This is a genomic window from Candidatus Pantoea multigeneris (assembly GCF_011752615.1).
In the GTDB taxonomy this organism is placed as follows: Bacteria; Pseudomonadota; Gammaproteobacteria; order Enterobacterales; family Enterobacteriaceae; genus Pantoea; species Pantoea multigeneris.
Genome location: NZ_VWXF01000005.1, coordinates 166451 through 185712, shown reverse-complemented (window position 1 = coordinate 185712; position 19262 = coordinate 166451). Strand labels below are relative to the sequence as shown.

General features: G+C 56.1%; 15 protein-coding genes. 6 read left to right on the top strand and 9 right to left on the bottom strand.

The genetic code is table 11. The features are described 5' to 3' along the window. Positions 1 to 177 precede the first annotated feature (177 nt). From F3J40_RS13600 to F3J40_RS13580, 5 genes are read right to left on the bottom strand one after another with little or no spacing between them, the layout of a single operon-like run. Positions 178 to 597 (bottom strand): hotdog fold thioesterase, encoded by a 420-nt coding sequence (locus tag F3J40_RS13600; RefSeq protein WP_167015411.1) that lies wholly within the window; start codon positions 595 to 597, stop codon positions 178 to 180. A 4-nt stretch (positions 598 to 601) separates the two neighbouring features. After that, a complete protein-coding gene (gene dhbA, locus F3J40_RS13595; RefSeq protein ID WP_167015409.1) occupies positions 602 to 1360 on the bottom strand; it encodes a 2,3-dihydro-2,3-dihydroxybenzoate dehydrogenase in 759 nt (252 codons plus the stop codon). Then, entirely contained in the window at positions 1357 to 2211 is an 855-nt protein-coding gene (locus F3J40_RS13590; RefSeq protein ID WP_167015407.1) for an isochorismatase family protein, read from the bottom strand. The genes dhbA and F3J40_RS13590 overlap by 4 nt, the downstream gene beginning before the upstream one ends. A 17-nt stretch (positions 2212 to 2228) precedes the next feature. Further along, positions 2229 to 3845, bottom strand: coding sequence for a (2,3-dihydroxybenzoyl)adenylate synthase (locus F3J40_RS13585; RefSeq protein WP_167015405.1), 1617 nt, complete (start codon positions 3843 to 3845; stop codon positions 2229 to 2231). Positions 3846 to 3855: 10 nt separating this feature from the next. Then, positions 3856 to 5034, bottom strand: coding sequence for an isochorismate synthase (locus F3J40_RS13580; RefSeq protein ID WP_017349612.1), 1179 nt, complete (start codon positions 5032 to 5034; stop codon positions 3856 to 3858). A gap of 177 nt (positions 5035 to 5211) precedes the next feature. On the opposite strand from F3J40_RS13580, the gene fepB reads away from it, so the two are divergent. The 4 genes from fepB to F3J40_RS13560 all read left to right on the top strand — a co-directional run bounded on the left by fepB (position 5212) and on the right by F3J40_RS13560 (position 9120). Next, complete coding sequence (fepB, locus tag F3J40_RS13575) at positions 5212 to 6180, top strand: Fe2+-enterobactin ABC transporter substrate-binding protein (RefSeq protein ID WP_167015403.1); 969 nt, start codon at positions 5212 to 5214, stop codon at positions 6178 to 6180. Positions 6181 to 6359: 179 nt separating this feature from the next. After that, complete coding sequence (gene fepD, locus F3J40_RS13570; protein ID WP_167015401.1) at positions 6360 to 7346, top strand: Fe(3+)-siderophore ABC transporter permease; 987 nt, start codon at positions 6360 to 6362, stop codon at positions 7344 to 7346. Next, positions 7343 to 8326 carry an iron-enterobactin ABC transporter permease gene (fepG, locus tag F3J40_RS13565; protein WP_167015399.1) on the top strand — a complete coding sequence of 328 codons (984 nt, stop codon included), beginning with the start codon at positions 7343 to 7345 and terminating at the stop codon, positions 8324 to 8326. Before fepD ends, fepG begins: the two co-directional genes overlap by 4 nt. A gap of 32 nt (positions 8327 to 8358) precedes the next feature. Then, positions 8359 to 9120: an ATP-binding cassette domain-containing protein gene (locus tag F3J40_RS13560; protein WP_167015681.1), complete on the top strand. Its 762-nt coding sequence runs from the start codon at positions 8359 to 8361 to the stop codon at positions 9118 to 9120. A gap of 30 nt (positions 9121 to 9150) precedes the next feature. Here the strand turns inward: F3J40_RS13560 and F3J40_RS13555 are convergent, their stop codons facing one another. The 3 genes from F3J40_RS13555 to fes are packed head-to-tail and all read right to left on the bottom strand — an operon-like array spanning position 9151 to position 14562. Further along, positions 9151 to 13074 carry an enterobactin synthase subunit F gene (locus F3J40_RS13555; RefSeq protein ID WP_167015397.1) on the bottom strand — a complete coding sequence of 1308 codons (3924 nt, stop codon included), beginning with the start codon at positions 13072 to 13074 and terminating at the stop codon, positions 9151 to 9153. Continuing rightward, on the bottom strand, positions 13067 to 13288 hold the full coding sequence (locus F3J40_RS13550) for an MbtH family protein (protein ID WP_167015395.1): 222 nt from the start codon (positions 13286 to 13288) through the stop codon (positions 13067 to 13069). The genes F3J40_RS13555 and F3J40_RS13550 overlap by 8 nt, the downstream gene beginning before the upstream one ends. 41 nt (positions 13289 to 13329) lie before the next feature. Then, positions 13330 to 14562: an enterochelin esterase gene (fes, locus tag F3J40_RS13545; RefSeq protein ID WP_240155462.1), complete on the bottom strand. Its 1233-nt coding sequence runs from the start codon at positions 14560 to 14562 to the stop codon at positions 13330 to 13332. A 245-nt stretch (positions 14563 to 14807) separates the two neighbouring features. Here fes and F3J40_RS13540 point away from each other — a divergent pair, with 245 nt between their 5' ends. Continuing rightward, a complete protein-coding gene (locus F3J40_RS13540) occupies positions 14808 to 17036 on the top strand; it encodes a TonB-dependent siderophore receptor (protein WP_167015386.1) in 2229 nt (742 codons plus the stop codon). A gap of 48 nt (positions 17037 to 17084) precedes the next feature. Here F3J40_RS13540 and dacB read toward each other — a convergent pair whose 3' ends face one another. Beyond that, complete coding sequence (gene dacB / locus F3J40_RS13535) at positions 17085 to 18518, bottom strand: serine-type D-Ala-D-Ala carboxypeptidase (protein WP_167015384.1); 1434 nt, start codon at positions 18516 to 18518, stop codon at positions 17085 to 17087. A 250-nt stretch (positions 18519 to 18768) separates the two neighbouring features. Between dacB and greA the strand changes: the two genes are divergently transcribed. After that, on the top strand, positions 18769 to 19245 hold the full coding sequence (greA, locus tag F3J40_RS13530; RefSeq protein ID WP_026042843.1) for a transcription elongation factor GreA: 477 nt from the start codon (positions 18769 to 18771) through the stop codon (positions 19243 to 19245). The last annotated feature ends 17 nt before the right edge of the window (positions 19246 to 19262 follow it).

Below are 19262 nucleotides of genomic sequence, written 5' to 3'. Positions count from 1 at the left end.
TCGTTCAAAAGCACTGTGCTAGCTCCCCTTTCTGGAAGGGGATATGGTGCGCTGGACTCGTTCAAAGCACCGGGCTAGCTCCCTCCTTCTGGAAGAGGATATGGTGCGCTGGACTCTCGTCCAAAGCACCGTGCTAGCTCCCTCTCCCGCTTGTGGGAGAGGGCTGGGGTGAGGGTATTATCCCAGCACCGCCACCGTAAGACGTGCGCTACAGCAAAGCTGATCGCGACCGTTACGAATCTCAATCTGCCAGCTCTGATTGCGTCGCCCCAGATGTAATGGACGGCAAATACCACGCACTTCACCACTGCTTACCGAACGGTGATGGCTGGCATTCACCTCAATGCCTACTACGCTGTGCCCCTCGTCAACGCAGAGATAACCTGCTACGGAACCCATCGATTCGGCTAGCACCACTGAAGCGCCGCCATGCAGCAAACCAAATGGTTGATGCGTCCTTGCATCAACAGGCATCGTCGCTTCGAGATAATCATCACCGATTACGGTGAATTTGATCCCGATATGCGCCACCAGGGAGTTTTCCCCCATCGCATTCAGTGCTTCAAGCGTGATCGCACGTTTCCAGATTGCGGTCATGATATTAGGCTCCCAGCGTTGCGCCGCCGTCGACCACAATATCCTGCAGTATTACATGGCTGGCAAGATCCGATGCCAGGAACAAAATGTTGGCCGCGATCTCTTGTGGCTGCGCGATCTTACCCAGCGGGATCCCGAGCTTAAATTGATCCGGGTAGCCCTGGATCATCTGCTGCTCGCCCTCAGGGGTGTGCCACAGGCTGCGTTGCATCTCGGTATCGGTCGATCCCGGTGAAACAATGTTGCAGCGTACGCCGTACGGCGCCATTTCCAGACCCACGGTCAGGCACAGGCTGCGCAGCGCGGCTTTTGATGCACCGTAAGCCGACATGCCAAGGCGTGGTGCGTGTGCCGCATTGGAAGCCACGGTAACAATCGCACCAGCACGCTGAGCACGGAATACTGGTAACGTCTGCTGGAACAGGTTAAATGCCCCGCCAGCGTTGACGGTCAGGCACGCCTGCCAGTCTTCAAAGCTCAGCTCTTCAGTGGAACCTACGCGCAGAATACCCGCACCATTAACCAGAACATCAATGCGCGGGTGCGCAGCCAGTACCGCCTGGCAAACTTCTTTCACCTGCGCAGGATCGGCTACATTCATCTGATGGCAGGTGAATGGATAGGATTGATCGTGGAAACGTTGATCAAAACCGATCACCTGTGCGCCAGCGGCGTGAAACGCCAGCGCAGTGTGATAGCCAATACCCTGACCCGCGCCGGTTACCCAGACAGTTTTACCGCTAAAGTCCCAGGTCGCACTCATGCCTGTGGCTCCCGCGACAGCAGTGCCCACCAGCCATCAATGCTTGGGTTTTTCGCCAGGCTAACGAAATCGATATCTGCGTGCACCTGACGCCAGCGTGCGGCGAGCTGCATAACGCGTACGGAATCGAGACCGTAGTCGATCAGATTTTCATCATCTTCCGGCACATCATCATCTTCCAGCAGAGGCAGCACCAAAGCGCGCAGTTCATCTTTGCTCTGCGGCAGCGGGATCAGATCGGCCGTCATGACCACTTTTCCACTGCGACCTGCGGTATAAGTCAGCGCCATCATGTGTTCTTCACGGCTGAAATCAGCCAGCGCATCAGCCACCATAAACGGCTGAATATCACGCATGAAGGCATCAGTTGCCGTCGTCAGACAGCCAATGTGGGCATAAACACCGGTAATGATCAGCTGATCGCGACCGGTTTCTTTCAGGATCGATTCCAGCGGCGAGCGGCGAAATGCGCTGTAACGCCATTTCGTCAGAACCTGATCGTCTGCATCCGGTGCCAGGGCATCAACCACTTTCTGCTGTTCAGGGTGCTTGTTGATCCCCGGTCCCCACATGTCGTTCAGCAGGGCGCGATCTTCATCACTTTGCTCGTTAGGCTGCGCGGTGTAGAACACCGGAATGCCCTGAGCTTTGCAGTAGCTGCGCAGGCGAGCGATGTTCTCAACCACCTGATTCACCAGCGGGCTGTCCTCACCCCAGAAGTTCAGGAAGTAGTTCTGCATATCATGGATCAGCAATGCAGCACGTTGAGGTTCTACCACCCACTTCACCTTGTTAGTGGGTAACTCAGCAGCAGTCGGCAGTGAATAAGACGTCAGTTTTGGAATAGCCATAAAATCTCCGGAAACGATCAGGCTTGAGCCTGTTGATCGGCAAGTTGTTGGCGCAGAAGCTTTTTATCAACCTTACCGACCGGGGTCAGCGGCAATGCATCTACAAAAGTAATACGATCGGGCAGCTTAAATTCTGCCACGCCTAAATCACGCAAATGACGACGTAAGGCAACAGCTTTCACTGGCTGGCTGACCACAAGGATCGCACAGCTTTTTTCGCCCATCAGTTCATCAGTGATCGAAACCAGCGCCGCGTGGATCACATCCGGGTGGCGTTGCAGCAGGTTTTCGATCTCTTCGGCGGCAATCTTCTCGCCGCCACGGTTAATCTGATCTTTCTCGCGGCCTTGAACAGTGATGTTACCGGCTGCGTTGATCTCGATCAGATCGCCCGAGCAGTAGAACCCTTCGCTGTCAAAGCTGCTGGCGTTGTGTGCTGGGCTGTTAAAGTAGCCACGGAAAGTGTAAGGCCCGCGTGTCATCAGGCGGCCTGTGGTGCCTTCCGGCAGTGGATGACCATTTTCATCGGCAACCCAGACTTCATCATCCGGGGAGATTGGACGCCCTTGGGTGGTCAGGATGGTCTGCTCATCGTCATCAAAACGCGTGTAGTTGACCAGCCCTTCCGCCATACCGAACACCTGCTGTAGCTGGCAGCCCATTTCACTCTGGATGCGGCGTGCAACGCTTTCACTCAGCTTCGCGCCGCCAACCTGGATGCGTTGTAATGAAGCCAGCTGTGCATTGCTGCCCCACTCGGCGATGGTCTGTAACCACAGGCTCACCGCAGGTGGGACCAGGCCGGTATCCGTTACCTGATGTTTTTCGATCAGTGGGAAACAGAGTGTTGCGCTCGGGTCGGCCGCAAGGATCACCTGGCCGCCGGCATAGAATACGCCCAGCGAACCTGGTGAACTCATGGCAAAGTTGTGCGCAGCGGGCAGGGCAATCAGATAGCGCGTATCGGCATTAATCAGGCAGATATCGTCACTGGCACGAATGCTGTAATAGTAGTCATTGTGCGTACGAGGGATCAGTTTTGGTGTGCCGGTACTGCCACCTGAAAGCTGGAAAAAGGCCACTTCATCCGCTGGCGTTGGTGTTGCAATGTAGCCCGTCGCGGTTTCTGTTTTCAGTGTTTCCAGTGCGTTTTCATGTTCACCATCATTACGCAGGATCACGCTGTGGATGGCCGGTGCAGCCTGGCACAGCGTATCGATAAAGCTGTTGTCCTGGAAAAGAGCATGCTGGCGGTCGGCAATCAGCAGCGTAGGGGCAATCTGACTGGCATAGGCGGTCAATTCGGTGCGCTGGTGGCTGAACAGCGCATACACAGCGGCAACCCCTAATTTGAACAGCGCAAACTGCGTCACGTAGAGATCGGCTACGTTGCCTAACTGCACCAAAGCAGTATCGCCGTGCTTAACACCACGACGCAGCAGCGCAGCGGCGAGATTGTCGCTCTGCTCTGCCATCTGGCGATAACTCAGCACCAGATCGCCATCAACGACGGCGGTAGCATCATTGGTTTTATGGCGCTCAAGGATGTCGGTCAGCGGTAAATCCAGCCAGTAACCTTTTTCACGGTAGCGTGCGGCGAGGTCATCTGGCCAGCGAGTGTAGGGAACAGTCATGAGTTTTCCTTTATTGCAATCCAAAGGCGCGCAGCATGGTATCGAGTTTTACGCCCGTTTCACGCCATTCAGATTCTGGCTGTGAGTCAGCCACAATGCCTGCGCCGGCAAACAGTCTGACGCGATTGCCGTGTACGGTGCCACAGCGGATAGTCACTACCCACTCACCGTTGCCTTCGGCATCACACCAGCCGACAATGCCGCCAAACAGTTGGCGTTCGAACGGCTCAAGCTGCTGAATCAACTGCATAGCCTGCTGATGCGGGAAACCGCTTAATGCAGGCGTTGGATGCAGCAAGCAGGCCAGTGATAGCGCATTGTCTTGTGGGTCTTTGGCGGTGCCATCAATTTGAGTTGCCAGGTGCCATAGCGTTGCCGTGGTGATCAGCTCCGGCGTATAAGGCACAGAAAGCTGGCTACTGCGCGGCTGCAATACATCACGCATGGCATCGGTCACTAGCTTATGCTCGTGGCGATCTTTGCCTGAGTTCATCAGCGTTTCACCGGAAGCGCGGTCGCTGGCTTCATCTTTTTCCCGCCGTGCCGAACCGGCTAACGGGCATGAGCTGAATGCGGCTCCCTGCTTACGAATCATTAATTCCGGGCTGGCACCTAACAGCACGCCTCCCTGCGGTAATGGCAGGTGGAAGTGATAGCTGTTCGGGTTTTGAGCCAGCACACGCTGCATCAGCGCTGCGCTGTCGACCGGATTCTGCGTGACGATGTCCATTAAGCGCGACAACACCACTTTCTCTGGCTCGCCACGTTTGATGGTTGCGACGGCATCAGCCACCATGCCGGTAAAGCGATCGTGCTCCGGCACGGCGGTTCTCCGCGTGACTTCGGGCAACGGCGCATGATTTACCGGCAGGCCTGCCAGCAGATCGGCACGGTTGAACTTGCGCGAAGACTCGGGAATAAACAGAGCCGCCGGTTCGTTAACATCAAAAGGAATCGCCCCAACCACAACCGGGTTTTCGATTCCTTGCTGCTTTGCAGCAGCGAAATGTTGACGCAATTGTTGCTGGAAGTTTCCTTGTAACAACGCCCCATCCGTGACCGGATTGGTTAACGTCGTGAAACAACCTTGTGTGGCAATACTTTGCCAGGGAGAGGTAAAAACAAACCCACGGCAGAGCGTGGAATAATCCTGTAGCCAGGCATTTTCAAACGTTGAAGTGTCCACCATAATCACATCCATTGAATGATAAGTTAATTAATAATGATTATCATTTTTATTGTGGTTCTGTAAGCTACGACGAACCGTATTTGGTGTCAACAAAGCGCAGTGATTTTCTCTGCGTTTGCCCGGCAATTCAGCGCAATCCGTGTATGCCTTGTCCCGATAAAACGATGGAATAATCTTATGTTTAAACGTAGTTTTCTGGCGATCTGTGCCACGCTTTTGTTTTGTCTACAGTTGGTTAGCCAAAATGCCTGGGCCGAGGGTTCCTGGCCGCGTACCCTTGAAGGCACGAATGGCAAAATTACCCTGCAAAAAGCACCACAACGTATCGTTTCTACCAGTGTGACTCTGACGGGCTCACTGCTGGCGATTGATGCACCGGTGATTGCCAGCGGCGCAACGGCACCGAACAGTCGCTTATCCGACGATCAGGGTTTCTTCCGCCAGTGGGGCGATGTGGCGAAGCAGCGCCATGTAAAACGGTTATACATTGGCGAGCCGAATGCGGAAGCGGTGGCGGCAGAAGCGCCCGACTTAATTCTGGTCAGCGCGACCGGCAATGACTCCGCGCTGAAGCTGGTTGATCAACTGTCGGCGATTGCGCCGGTATTGGTGGTGAACTATGACGATAAGAGCTGGCAACAGGTGGTCACAGAGTTAGGGGCAGCCACTGGGCATGAAGCCGAGGCTGCTGCAAAGGTCAAAGCTTTTGATGCGCGTGAAGCCGCACTGAAGCAGAAGCTGAAGCTACCGCCGCAGCCGGTTTCTGCGATGGTCTGGAACGGCAATGGTCGCGCGGTAAATCTGTGGACTGGCGAATCCGCTCAGGGGCAGTTACTGCAACAGTTGGGCTTCACGCTTGCTACTCCGCCTGCGAACTTGCAGGAAGGCCATAGCATGGGCAAGCGCAAGGATATCATCCAGCTTTCTGGTGAGAATATGGCCAGCGGGCTGAATGGAAAAACCTGGCTGCTGTTTGCCGCTGAGCCGCCGCAGGTCGCGAATGACGTGCTGAAAAATCCGTTTGTCTCCCAGACGGCTGCCGTGCAGCAAAAACAGGTTTATGCCCTGGGAGCGGATACTTTCCGTCTCGATTACTACAGCGCCAGTCATCTGCTGGATCGGCTCGAGCAGCTGTTTGTGAAGTAACATTTGATAGTGCGATGGGCTGACTCAACAGCCCATCACGCACAATCGGCGCAGGGAGTGCTCCGTTGTGTAAATTTCTTTATTCCTCCTCATGTTGCCCGCTAGCCGTGTTACCATACGGCGCAGAAAAATCCGATAACACGTCTCATTATCACACTGTTTTCAGGGTCGTTAACGCTATGCGCCAGCTTCGCGTAATGGCAGGCACAGGGATGCTGCTGTTACTTCTCATTGCTCTCAGTTTGATGCTGGGAGCCAAACCCATTCCTCTTGATCAGGTGTGGCACGCGCTCTCCGGCAACTGCAACAGCGCCGATTGCATCATCGTGCGTGATGCGCGTTTGCCGCGTACTTTGGCAGGCCTGTTAGCTGGCGTTTCGCTCGGCCTGGCTGGCGCGTTGATGCAAAGCCTGACGCGCAACCCGTTGGCCGACCCCGGTATTCTCGGGCTGAATGCTGGTGCCAGTTTCGCTGTTGTGCTGGGCATCGCACTGTTTGGTGCCGATTCGCCAGCAGGCTGGCTGGGTTTTGCTTTTAGTGGCGCGCTGATCGCGGCATTACTGGTGGCATTAACCGGCGCAATGGGCGGAGGACGAGTGAATCCGGTACGGCTCACCCTCGCAGGTGTTGCGCTTGGTGCGGTACTGGAAGGGCTGACGTCTGGCCTGTCCCTGATGAACCCAGATATTTACGATCATCTGCGCTTCTGGCAGAGCGGTTCGCTGGATATCCGCGATTTCACTGTGCTACGCACCCTGGCTCCGGCGGCGCTGGTTGGCGTTGTGCTGTCGCTGTCGCTGGCCCCGGCACTGAATAGCCTGAGCATGGGCGGCGACATGGCAACGGCGTTGGGGACGCGCGTGTTGCGCACTCAACTGACCGGGCTGGTGGCTGTTGCGCTGCTGAGCGGCACGGCCACAGCGGCTGTTGGGCCAATCGCGTTTATTGGCTTGATGACGCCTCATTTTGCTCGTTGGTTGGTTGGGCAAGATCACCGCTGGCAGCTTCCTGCCACACTCCTCATTACCCCGGTTCTGCTGCTGGCAGCGGATATTGTTGGTCGTGTGTTGGTGCCGGGCGAACTGCGTGTCTCGATCATGACCGCCATGATTGGCGCGCCGGTCATGATTATTCTGGTACGCAGCAAAATCGGGAGGCCGCAATGAGCCGTCAAGCATGGTTGCACGCCAGTTGGCTGCTGGTGGCTAGCCTGGTGTTGCTGTTTCTCGGGGTGACGCGTGGCACGCTATCCATCAGTGCCAGCGAAATATGGCAACTGATTCACGGTGAGGCGGCGCGTAACGTGCAGCTCATCGTCCTTGAGTGGCGGCTTCCGCGTGTGCTCATGGCGCTGCTGATTGGCGCAGCACTGGGCGTGAGCGGGGCGATTTTTCAATCGCTACTGCGCAACCCACTCGGCAGCCCGGATATTCTCGGCTTCAACACCGGCGCGTACAGTGGTGTGCTGATTGCGCTGGTGCTGTTCCAGCAAGATATTCAGGGAATGACGCTGGCTGCGTTGGTGGGGGGCGTCATTACCGCTGCGGTGGTGTATTTGTTTGCCTGGCGGCGCGGTGTCGAAACCTTCCGTTTGATTATTGTTGGCATCAGTGTTCGGGCGCTGTTGATGGCACTTAATAGCTGGCTAATCATCAGCGCTTCACTGGAGTCGGCACTCAGTGCCGGGTTGTGGAGTGCGGGTTCGCTCAATGGGATCACCTGGGCTAAAACGCCCCCGGTGATTGTGGCCCTGCTGCTGGCGCTGTTAGCCACAGCGTTGCTCTCGCGGCGGATGCGTCTGTTAGAGATGGGCGATGATACGGCTACCGCGCTGGGTGTGCCGGTTGAACGCAGCCGCCTGTGGTTGATGCTGATCGGCGTGGTGTTAACGGCCGCTTCAACCGCATTAGCCGGGCCTATTTCGTTTGTCGCGCTACTGGCCCCGCAAATTGCCCGTCGTCTTGGTGGCGGCGTGCGTGGTGCATTACCTCTGGCTGCACTCTGCGGTGCGCTGCTGCTGCTGGCCGCGGATTATGCTGCTCAACACTTCTTTTTACCGTATCAACTGCCGGTTGGGGTGATTACTGTCAGCCTCGGCGGGCTGTATCTGATTTTCCTGCTCGTAAGGGAGGCGCGACGCCAGTGAGTGAATTAACTGCCCGGTTACGTGGCGAGGGCATGACCCTCGGTTATGACAAGAAAATTGTGGCGCAGGATCTCTCAGTCACCATCCCGGATGGCGAGTTAACGGTGATTATCGGGCCAAACGCGTGTGGTAAATCGACGCTGTTACGCGCCCTGAGCCGTCTGGCATCACCCTTACAAGGGCAGGTCTGGCTGGATGGCGAGGCGATTGCCCGTTATCCCACCAAAGAAGTAGCCCGCCGTTTAGGGTTATTGCCACAAAGCTCACACGCCCCTGCTGGATTGAGCGTTAGCGACCTGGTCGCGCGTGGCCGCTATCCACATCAGACCCTGTTTGGTCGCTGGCGAGAGGAAGATGAGGCCGCAGTACAACAGGCGATGGAGGCCACTGGCGTTGCCGATCTGGCGGAACAGAGTGTGGACACACTCTCTGGCGGTCAGCGTCAGCGGGTGTGGATCGCCATGGTGTTAGCACAACAGACACCTTTGCTGCTGCTGGATGAACCCACGACCTGGCTGGATATCACCCATCAGATTGAGCTGCTGGAACTCATGCAAGACCTGAATCGTCAGCATGGTCGTACGTTGGTGGTGGTGCTGCATGAACTGAATCATGCCTGCCGTTACGCAACCCACTTAATTGCCATGCGAGGCGGGAAAATCCTTGCCGAGGGCAAACCGAAAGAGATTGTGACGCCCGAATTGATTGAGGCGGTTTATGGTTTGCGCTGTGTGATTGTTGATGACCCGGTGGCTGGCACTCCGATGATTGTGCCGTTAGGTCGAGAAGGTTAAGCAAAGGGGCGCTTTCTGCGCCCCTTATTTTCAGAATTTCGCCAGCAGTTTCTGGAGCAATGGACCAATCTGCTCAAACATTCGTGGTGAAATAATATCAACGTGTGCGCAGTCCAGCGGCCAGATCTCCAGTTCGCCAACCCATGGTGCCCAGGCACGGCGTGCATCCTGGCCTGGCTGTAGGGTTTGCAGCGCAGAGAACAGCGTAGCGCGGCCATTGAAACGGGTACTGCGCGCGGTCGCTAGCAGACGCACCGAGCTGGCGTAGTTGGCTTCAATGGTGTTGAACATCGCCTCCATGCCTTCTCCAGCCTGCGCGCGTTGTGCCGCAACAAACTGCTCACGCTCACGGTTCACTTCATCAAGCACCGCCGGGTCCAGCACATTCTCACCGCGCTTTTCATCCCAGTTTTGCGTCTCTGGCGGCCAGGTATCCAGCAGGCCGAGGAACGCCACTTCTTCACCTAAAGCTTCAAGGCGAGCAGCAATGCCCTGTGCCAGCGTTCCGCCGAGTGAGTAGCCGATGAAGTAGTAAGGGCCATGTGGCTGCACGCTGCGCAGTGTTTGTAGGTGCGCTTCGCACACGTCATCCAGATGTTGGGCCTGATGCAACGGACTGGTGGCATCCGGTGACTGAATACCCACCAGTGACCAGCGGCTGTCCAGATAGCGTTGCAAGATGCTGAACTGCCAGGCAAAACCAGAAGCAGGATGGAAGCAGAACAGGGTCGGCCCGTTGCCGGTACGCAGCGGCAGCACGGCTTCAAATCCAGCACGGCTGCTGGCGGGTTCATCACTGCTCAGCAAACGCGCCAGCTTCTCTACGCTGGCTGCTACCATAATTTGCCCGACAGAGACCGGTTGTTGCAGTTCACGCCGTAGCTGGGCAGCAAGGCGCATCGCCAGCAGGGAGTGACCGCCGAGGGCAAAGAAATCATCCTCTGCGCTCACTTGTTCTCGCTCCAGCAATCTGGCGAAGGCATTAGCCAGCATGGTTTCCAGGCCCGGACGTGGTTCACGGCCAGCGGACGCGGCTTGCGCCTGCGGCAACGGTAGCGCACGGCGGTCGAGTTTACCGTTGCTGCTCAGTGGGAAGGTCTCTAACTGCACAATCGCTACCGGCACCATATGTGCAGGCAGGCGTTCGGCCAGAGCGGTGCGGAGGTTTTCACTCTCAACCGCATAGTCCGCAATCACGTAACCCACTAACTGGCGCGCATCGCCTTGCTGGCTGTGTTGATCGCCCAACACCACCGCATGCGTTACCGCTTGTTGAATGCCGGGTAAATCCGCCAGCGCGTGATCAATTTCATTCAGTTCAATACGCTGACCGCGAATTTTCAGCTGATCGTCGCTGCGTCCGAGGTATTCCACCGCACCGTTAGGCAGCCAACGGGCGACATCACCTGTCCGGTACATGCGGCTGCCTTTACCAAAGGGATCGGCGACAAAGCGGCTGGCGGTGAGATCGGGGCGATCAAGATAACCGTGAGCCAGTTGAATACCGGTGAGGTAGAGATCACCCGCGACACCCGGAGGCACGGGCTGTAAGCGGTTATCCAGAATGCGCAGGCCGGTGTTCCATACCGGGAAACCGATCGGCACGCTGGCCCCGGTGACTGCGGCCAGCTCCGGGCCATAAGCCGGATAGTAGCTGACATCCACGGCGGCCTCGGTTGGGCCATACAGATTATGCAGCGGCACCTGAGTCAGCTGCTCCCACTGGCGGCACAAATCCGCGGGCAGCGCTTCACCACTACAGAAAACGCGGCGCAGACTGGCACAGCTGCTGCTCTCTTCAAGCGCGGCAACAAACGCGGCCAGCATTGAAGGCACGAAGTGGGTGGTGGTGACGCGATACTGTTTAAACAGGGTTTGCAGGGCTTCCGGATCACGATGTGCTTCCGGCGGAGCCATCACCAAGCGGGCACCGACGATCAACGGCCAGAAAAACTCCCACACGGAGACATCAAAGCTGCTCGGGGTTTTTTGCAACACGACATCATCGGCGGTGAGCGGGTAGTGATCCTGCATCCAAAGCAGTCGGTTAACAATCGCTTCATGGCCGACCAGCACCCCTTTAGGACGCCCGGTGGAGCCGGAAGTATAAATAATGTAAGCACCATCCTGTGGCTGAGGTGCTTCCAGCGGCGCTGGGGTGGCGCAAACGGGCTGTAGCTCAGCATAGAAAAGCGGCGTTACGTTGCTGATTGCAGCAAAACGGCTAGCCAACGCCGGGCTGGTGATCAGACGTTTTGGCGCGGCATCTTCCAGCATCAGTGCCAGACGATCGTCCGGGTAACCGGTATCCAGCGGCAAGTAGGCGGCACCTACGCTGACAATCGCCTGCAGCGCCAGCGACAGGAAAATCGAACGCGGTAGCGCCACTGCCACGATATCCCCGCGATTGACGCCTGCGGCTCGCAGCTGCTGTGCCAGCGCCGTGACCTGCTCCTGCATCTGCTGGTAATTGAGGCTATGCTGGGAATCCGCCAGGGCCGGTGCCAACGGCGTGCGCTGAGCCTGTTGCTGTAACAGGCTGGCCAGCGTTTCGGCCGGGATTGGATGTGCCGTGTGGTTGATCTCCGCTAACTGCTGGTGCTCAGGCACGGTGAGCAGGTCCAGCTCGCCACCCGCAAGGCCAGGATCGCTGGCCAACTGAGCCAACAGGAGGTCAAAGCGGCTGGCGTGCTGTTGCAGGGTGTCGAGACGATAACGCTCGGCATTCGCCAGCAGCTCAAGGGTTAAGTCACCTTGCTCACTGATGTAGATAGCGATTTCAAGATCCCGCACCGGTCCAGAGGCGAGTTGGTGGGTGATGCCCGGCACGCCGTTGAAATCCAGCTGGTAGTCAAACATCTTCAGGTTGATCACCGGGCCATACAGCGGATCGTTATCCCCCAGGCGGCCAAGATCGCGCTGTACCAGCTCTGCATCATAGCGTTGATGGCGGCGCATCTTTTTCACTTCAGCGGCCAACTGCGCGGCCAACACATTCAGTGGCTGAGCCGGGTCGTAATGAACTGCCATCGGCAGCACATTAATCACCGGGCCCGTCGCGCAGAGTGCGGCAGAGCCAATACGGCGCATAAAGATAAAGCCCGCGGCGAAGTCATTTTGCCCGCTCAGACGCGCCAGCCAGAGTGCCACCAGGGCAAAGGCGCTGTCAGCGGCACTGAGCTGATGTTGCTGCATATGGCGACTCAGCGCGTGGAAGTTGTAGCTGTCCAGCGTCAAGGTATGGCGCAACAGATCGGTAGATGCGCTCTGACCTGCCAGCGGCAGCGGGGAGAGCGAGGCTGGCGTTGGCAACGCCGCGCCTTTTTCCCGCCAGAAATCACGATCGCGGCTGAAAGAGGGGGAATCCTGATAACGCTGGTACTCTTCAACCACTTCCCGGAAAGGAATGAAGGGAGAGGGCTCAGGGAGTTCCTGACGGCAGAGCGCGGTATAAAGGTTGGCGATACGGCGCGTGAGGGCGGTAAAACTAAAGCCGTCCACCACCAGATGATGGTAGCGCTGATACCAGAACCAGTGCTGTTCATCCAGCCGGAACAGAATGTGTTGCCACAGCGAAGCGCCGCTCAATACACGGAGATTACCCGCCATATCCCGCTGCATCTGCTGCCGTGCTGCGGCAACAGGGTCACTTTCATGGCGTAAATCGACGACTTCCGCTGGGCTAAACGTCTGCGGTTGTGGCCATTGAATCGGATCGCCTTCTTCTTCACCAAAGGCCATATTCAGGGTGTCTGCTTCCTGCATCCCCGCAATAATTGCCTGTTTCAGCGCTTCGCTATTCAGTTCACCTTGCAGCTCAATAAAGTGCGCTACCGCATAGGCATTAGGGTGTTTTGAGAGTTGATCGGCGATCCAGATACCTGGCTGCGCGGCCACCAGTGGCATGGCCTCTGTGGTCTTAACGGATGTTTCTGCCATAAGTGTCTCAGACATGTTCGCCCCGCTCAGTTGCGGCTACGGTTGGGCGAATATCGCGCCAGTTTTCATTCAGCCACGCAATACATGCGGACTGCGGCTGCGGGCCAAACACCGCTTGCCATCCTGAGGGTACGGTATTAAAGCTCGGCCACAGGCTAAATTGGTGCTGCGGGTTTTGCACCACGTAACAATCCTGCTCAGGATTGTCGAAAGGATTAAGTTGTTGCATTGCAAGACTCCTGCCCACCAAAAACGGGTGAGATTACTGAGTTAGCGTGTTTGCCACATTGCTTTCAGTCCATTGAGCAAACCACCGCGCCAACAGAGCGCATCGTGGCCGCCTTCTACGGGTTGATAGCTAACCGAATGCCCGGCAGCCGTCAAATAATGTTCTAGCAGTTCATTAGCCTGAATAATCAGGTGTTCGCGTCGGCCTGCTTCCAGCCAGAAACGCAACGGTTCCGGCTGAAGTAACCCCTGCTCGAGCTGATCTAACAGCCAGCCGTGGGCATTACCGCGTGCGGGCCACCAGAAGGACCCGGATAAACTGATTGCGGCACCAAAAGTGTGCGGCCAGTGCAGTGCGGCATAAACCGAAGCTAGCCCACCGAAGCTTTGGCCGGACACCACGGTGGAATCCGCACTTTGCCGATAGGGGGCGATCTGCGCCACCTGTGGCAGTAACTCTTCCTGCACGGCTTGCCAAAACTCAGGGTTGCACGGCAGTTCGCGGCTGCGGTGCTCACGGTCGATGATATCGATCATCACGTACACCGCAGGAGGCAGTTCGCCGTTATCGGTCAGCTGCTGTAGCGGCCAGGCGATGGGCATGCTGTTAGCCCAGAATTGCCCATCCAGCAGGATCGCCAGAGGGCGGTCATGGCTGGCATCACCGGTAGTATGAATCCACACCGAACGGCGGTTATTGAGGCGTTCACTCTCCCAACAGATGTGTTGCAACGCCATGTGCGGCGCGCGGCCTTCGTCAACGGCCTGCCAGACCTGCTGATCCGGGGCTTGCGGCAGATGCAGTGGGGAAACGCCCATCCCACGTCCACCAGACCAGGCGCGCAGTGGATTCAAGGCATCGCTCTGTGCGGTCGGGAATTTATTGCGCCACCAGTCACGCAGGCTGTGCATGTCAGGCTGTCCCTGAAACAGTGGCGTTTCGCGATCGGGCATCAGGCAGTAACTGCCGCGCCACGTCGAAGGAAGCTGCGTTTGCCAGTACCAGACATCCGTCTGTGGCAGATGCGACAGAGAAACGGGGGCGGCTCGCTGGTGGTGATCGGTGACGCCCGTGATATTGATCCAGACATGGCGAGTGGAAGAGGTGCGTTCATCGCCCTCGGGGTCGCGCCAGAAGAAGGTAACCTGACAATGGCCATCAACACCCGCTTCAATATAGGGGATGCCAAGTGCTTGCTGATTTTCCCACCAGGCGTCAGAGCCCGTTTCTTTATTAAACAACGTCATTGTGCCATCGGTCTGATTACATGCCATGAGAAGTTCCATGAATGTTAGAAGTAATACTATTGATAATTATTTTCGTTTGCAATAGGGTGTTTCCGCTTGATGGGGATGCACCCATGCGCCTTCCGTCACATTGCCCCCAGAGGGCGATGTTATCGCAGGGAGTGGCCGCCAAGGCCCGCTGTGTGCATGAAAGTATGTACAATATCTTTCAACACCGGTGCGACAGCAGTTAACGCTTTTTTACATCTGCTGGCAAACCAGGGACGAGAATAATGAAAACGTTATCACCTTTGGCCTGTGCCATTTTTATGGCAACAGCCATTCCTTGCGCAGTCAGCGCAGCAGAAACACCAGCGGATAAAACCAACAGCGAAGACAATACTCTGGTCGTCACTGCGGCGCAGCAGACACTCCAGGCACCTGGCGTTTCCACCATTACAGCCGATGAAATTAAGAAACATCCGCCTGCACGCGATGTCTCGGAGATCATCCGCACCATGCCGGGGGTTAACCTGACCGGGAACTCCACCAGCGGTCAGCGCGGTAATAATCGCCAAATCGATATTCGCGGTATGGGGCCGGAAAATACCCTGATTCTGATTGATGGCCTGCCGGTCTCAAGCCGTAACTCTGTGCGATTTGGCTGGCGCGGTGAGCGCGATACTCGTGGTGATACCAGTTGGGTGCCACCGGAGATGATCGAGCGTATTGAAGTTATTCGTGGGCCTGCCGCCGCGCGTTATGGCAACGGTGCAGCGGGCGGGGTGGTGAATATCATCACCAAAAAAGAGACCGGGCAGTGGCACGGCTCATGGGATAGCTACTACAACATCCCTGAACATAAACAAGAGGGTGCCACTAAGCGCACCAACTTCAGCTTGTCAGGCCCGTTGGGCGATGACTTTAGCTTCCGTTTATATGGTGGTTTAGCGAAGACGCAGGCAGATGCGCAGTTTATTAATGAAGGCCATCAGTCATTGCGTACCGGGGCTTATGCCACCGCCATCCCTGCGGGGCGAGAAGGTTCTGAAAATAAAGATATCAACGCGTTACTGCGCTGGGCATTCGCGCCACGTCAGGCTTTAGAGTTTGAGGCAGGCTATAGCCGTCAGAATAACCTCTACGCTGGCGATACGCAGAATACCAACACCAGTGCGCTGGTGCAGAGCATGTATGGAAAGGAAACCAATCGTCTGTATCGCAACAACTTTGCGCTGACGTGGACCGGTGCGTGGGACAGTGGCATCAGCTCACGCACCTATGCGCAGTACGAAAAAACACGTAACACGCGAATGAATGAAGGGTTGGCCGGTGGGACAGAAGGGATCTTCTCTGACGACGGCTTCTCGAATATCCAACTGGAAAACATCCTGCTGCACAGTGAAGTCAGCGTGCCGTTTGAGTGGCTGGTCAATCAAACCGCGACGCTGGGTACCGAATGGAACCAGCAGCGCATGAAAGATCTCGCTTCTAATACGCAATCCATGCTGGGCGGCGCGATCCCTGGCATCGACAGCACCAACCGCAGCCCTTATACCCAGGCTGAGATCTTCTCGCTGTTTGCTGAAGACAATATGGAGTTGACGGACTCCACCATGCTGACCCCGGCGTTACGCTTTGATCATCACTCGATCGTCGGCAATAACTGGAGCCCGTCACTGAATTTGTCGCAGGGCCTGGGAGATGACTTCACGCTGAAGCTGGGCATTGCCCGTGCTTACAAAGCGCCAAACCTCTATCAAACCAACCCGAACTATGTGCTGTATAGCCGTGGTCAGGGCTGTGCTGCAAGTACCGGCGGGTGCTATCTGGTGGGGAACCCGGACTTAAGCGCTGAGCACAGTATCAACAAAGAAGTCGGCATTGAGTGGAAGCATGACGATTATCAGGCGGGTATCACCTGGTTCCGTAATGATTATCGCAACAAGATTGAAGCGGGTTATCTGCCAACCGGCGTGTCGAGTACTGGCTTAACAGACGTGTATAAGTGGGAAAACGTACCAAAGGCGGTGGTCGAGGGGCTGGAAGGCACCTTTAACATGCCATTCTCTGATACGGTAATGTGGACCAATAACCTGACCTACATGCTGCAGAGTAAGAATAAGGAGACGGGCGATCGTCTGTCGATCATTCCAGACTACACGCTGAACTCCAGCTTGAGCTGGCAGGCAACGCAGGATCTTTCACTGCAAACCACGCTGACCTGGTACGGTAAGCAGGTGCCGAAGAAGTACAACTATAAAGGCCAGCCAGTGACCGGCAGTGAGACCGATCAGGTCAGCCCCTATACGTTAGTGGGGATGAGCGGGACTTATGAGGTGAATAAATACGCGAGCGTCACGCTGGGTATAGATAACCTGTTCGACAAACGTCACTTCCGCGAAGGCAATGCGCAAACCACCGGGAATGCTCAGACCGGTGCTTATATGTATGGCGCGGGGGCGAATACCTACAACGAGTCGGGCCGGACTTACTACATGAGTCTGAATACGCACTTCTGATGAAACCAGCCCGCTGTGATAGCGGGCTGTTTTTTTGTGTGGGGTCGATCAGTTGTTTTGGTAGATATCGCGGTACAGGCGGCTTTCGAAACGCACCAGCGGGATGCGGCGTGTTTTTTGATCCTGTGGCGGAACAGCATAGCCAGAGAGATACTGAACAAAGGCCAGGCGTGCGCCGCTGGCGGTGGTGATAAAGCCCGCGAGGTTATAAACACCCTGCAATGAACCGGTTTTCGCCGAGACTTTGCCATCCACGCCTGCTTCGTGCAGACCACCACGATATTGCAATGTACCGTCATAGCCCGCGCGCGGCAGCATGGAAATAAAGTCCAGCGTCTGGTCATTCTTCGCAATAAACTGCAACGCTTGCATCATGGTGGTAGGGGAGACCAAATCATGGCGTGACAGGCCGGAGCCATCCACCTGGATCGAGTTGCCCATATCGACACCGGCTTTCTCTTTCAGAATTCGGCGTACCGCGTCAGAACCTGCACGGAAAGTACCTGGAACGTTGAAGTAGTGATGACCAATCGTACGGAACACCGTATCGGCAATCATATTGTCCGACTTTTTCAGCATGGTATGCAGCAGGTCGTGCAACGGAGCCGATTGCGTTGAAGCCAGAACAGTGCCGGGTTCCGTGACCAGCGGCTGACGCAGCAGATGGCCACTGTAATCAATCCCGGCTTGCTTTAGCTCATCACGCAGAATCTCTCCTGCCCATGCGGCCCCATCCTGTACGGCAAAGGCCAGCGGCAGAGGCTCCGAGCGCTGGCGCATACAGCCAGTCAGGGTGTAGCGGTTTAGCTCGCCTGGGACGACATCCAGCTCGCAATATTGTCCTTCTCCGCTATTTGGTGCCAGCGTGCGGACCTGGCTGTACATGTGCGCCGGATAGTAAGAGGCGATGCGCACAAAGGCGTTCTGTCCTGCCTGTTTGGCACTGTAGAGCGAAACGGAGAAACAGTTTTTGTCGACAATTGCGGCACCTGGTGGGGCGCTGAAGCACTCCGTCAGGTCATTCCACGGCCAGCCTGGCGCTTCATCATGGGAAGCGAAGACGGAGGTATCGATGACCAGATTGCCCTTGATATGGTTGATGCCCTGTTTTTTCAGCGCGGCGACCATATTGCGCAGACCCTGGCGACTCAGGGTGGGATCGCCAGCAAAGCGTGCGACCAAATCCCCATTCAGGGTGCCATCGCTGACTGCGCCGTGGGTTTCAAACGTGGTTTGAAAACGGAAATCGGCCCCCAATTCCAGCAGAGCGGCGAGCGCGGTAAAGACTTTCATGGTACTGGCAGGAAGGGCCATCTGCGAGCCGTGATAATCCACCACGGGTGTGGGGGCGCCAATTTTCTGCACCAGCAACGCCAGGTTGGTACCATCAGGCAGATACTGCATGTATTCCTCAACAGGCGCGGCCTGCGCCTGCAGCATAAATGCACAGGTTAATCCGGTAACAAGTCGTGAAAATCGCATAATCTCGCGTTAACTAGCGGGTGAAGGCGACAATACTACGTTGCCGGGTGGTAGAAAGTAAACGATGACCCACAGGGAACTCTGGGGTAAAATACGTATCAAATTGCAAAACCATTACTTGACCTGGACACAGTCTCCGGGTCAGGTTCTTTTTGCTTGCAAAACGTGGTAATGCGCCGCAGAACGCCATTTTCTGCAGTCACCGGTCAGGATGACACTGTTAAATAGATGACGAGGAGATAACATGAGTCTGAATCAGATTCCGATGACGTTACAGGGCGCTGACAAGCTGCGCGAAGAACTGGAAGAGCTGAAAACTGTCAAGCGCCCGCGCATCATTGCATCTATCGCTGAGGCCCGTGAGCACGGCGATTTGAAAGAGAACGCGGAGTACCATGCTGCGCGTGAAGAACAGGGTTTTTGTGAAGGGCGCATTCAGGAAATTGAAGCTAAGCTCTCCAATGCCCAGGTGATTGATATCACCAAAATGCCAAAGTCAGGTCGCGTCATTTTTGGTGCCACCGTTAAAGTGGTTAACGTGGATACCGACGAGGAGTTCACTTACCGCATTGTGGGTGATGATGAAGCTGACTTTAAGCAAAATCTGATTTCGGTTAACTCACCGATGGCGCGTGGCCTGATTGGCAAAGAAGCCGATGATGTGGCTATTATTAAAACGCCTGGCGGGGATGTTGAATACGAAGTCCTGCATGTGGAATACCTGTAACAGGGACAAAGTGTCGC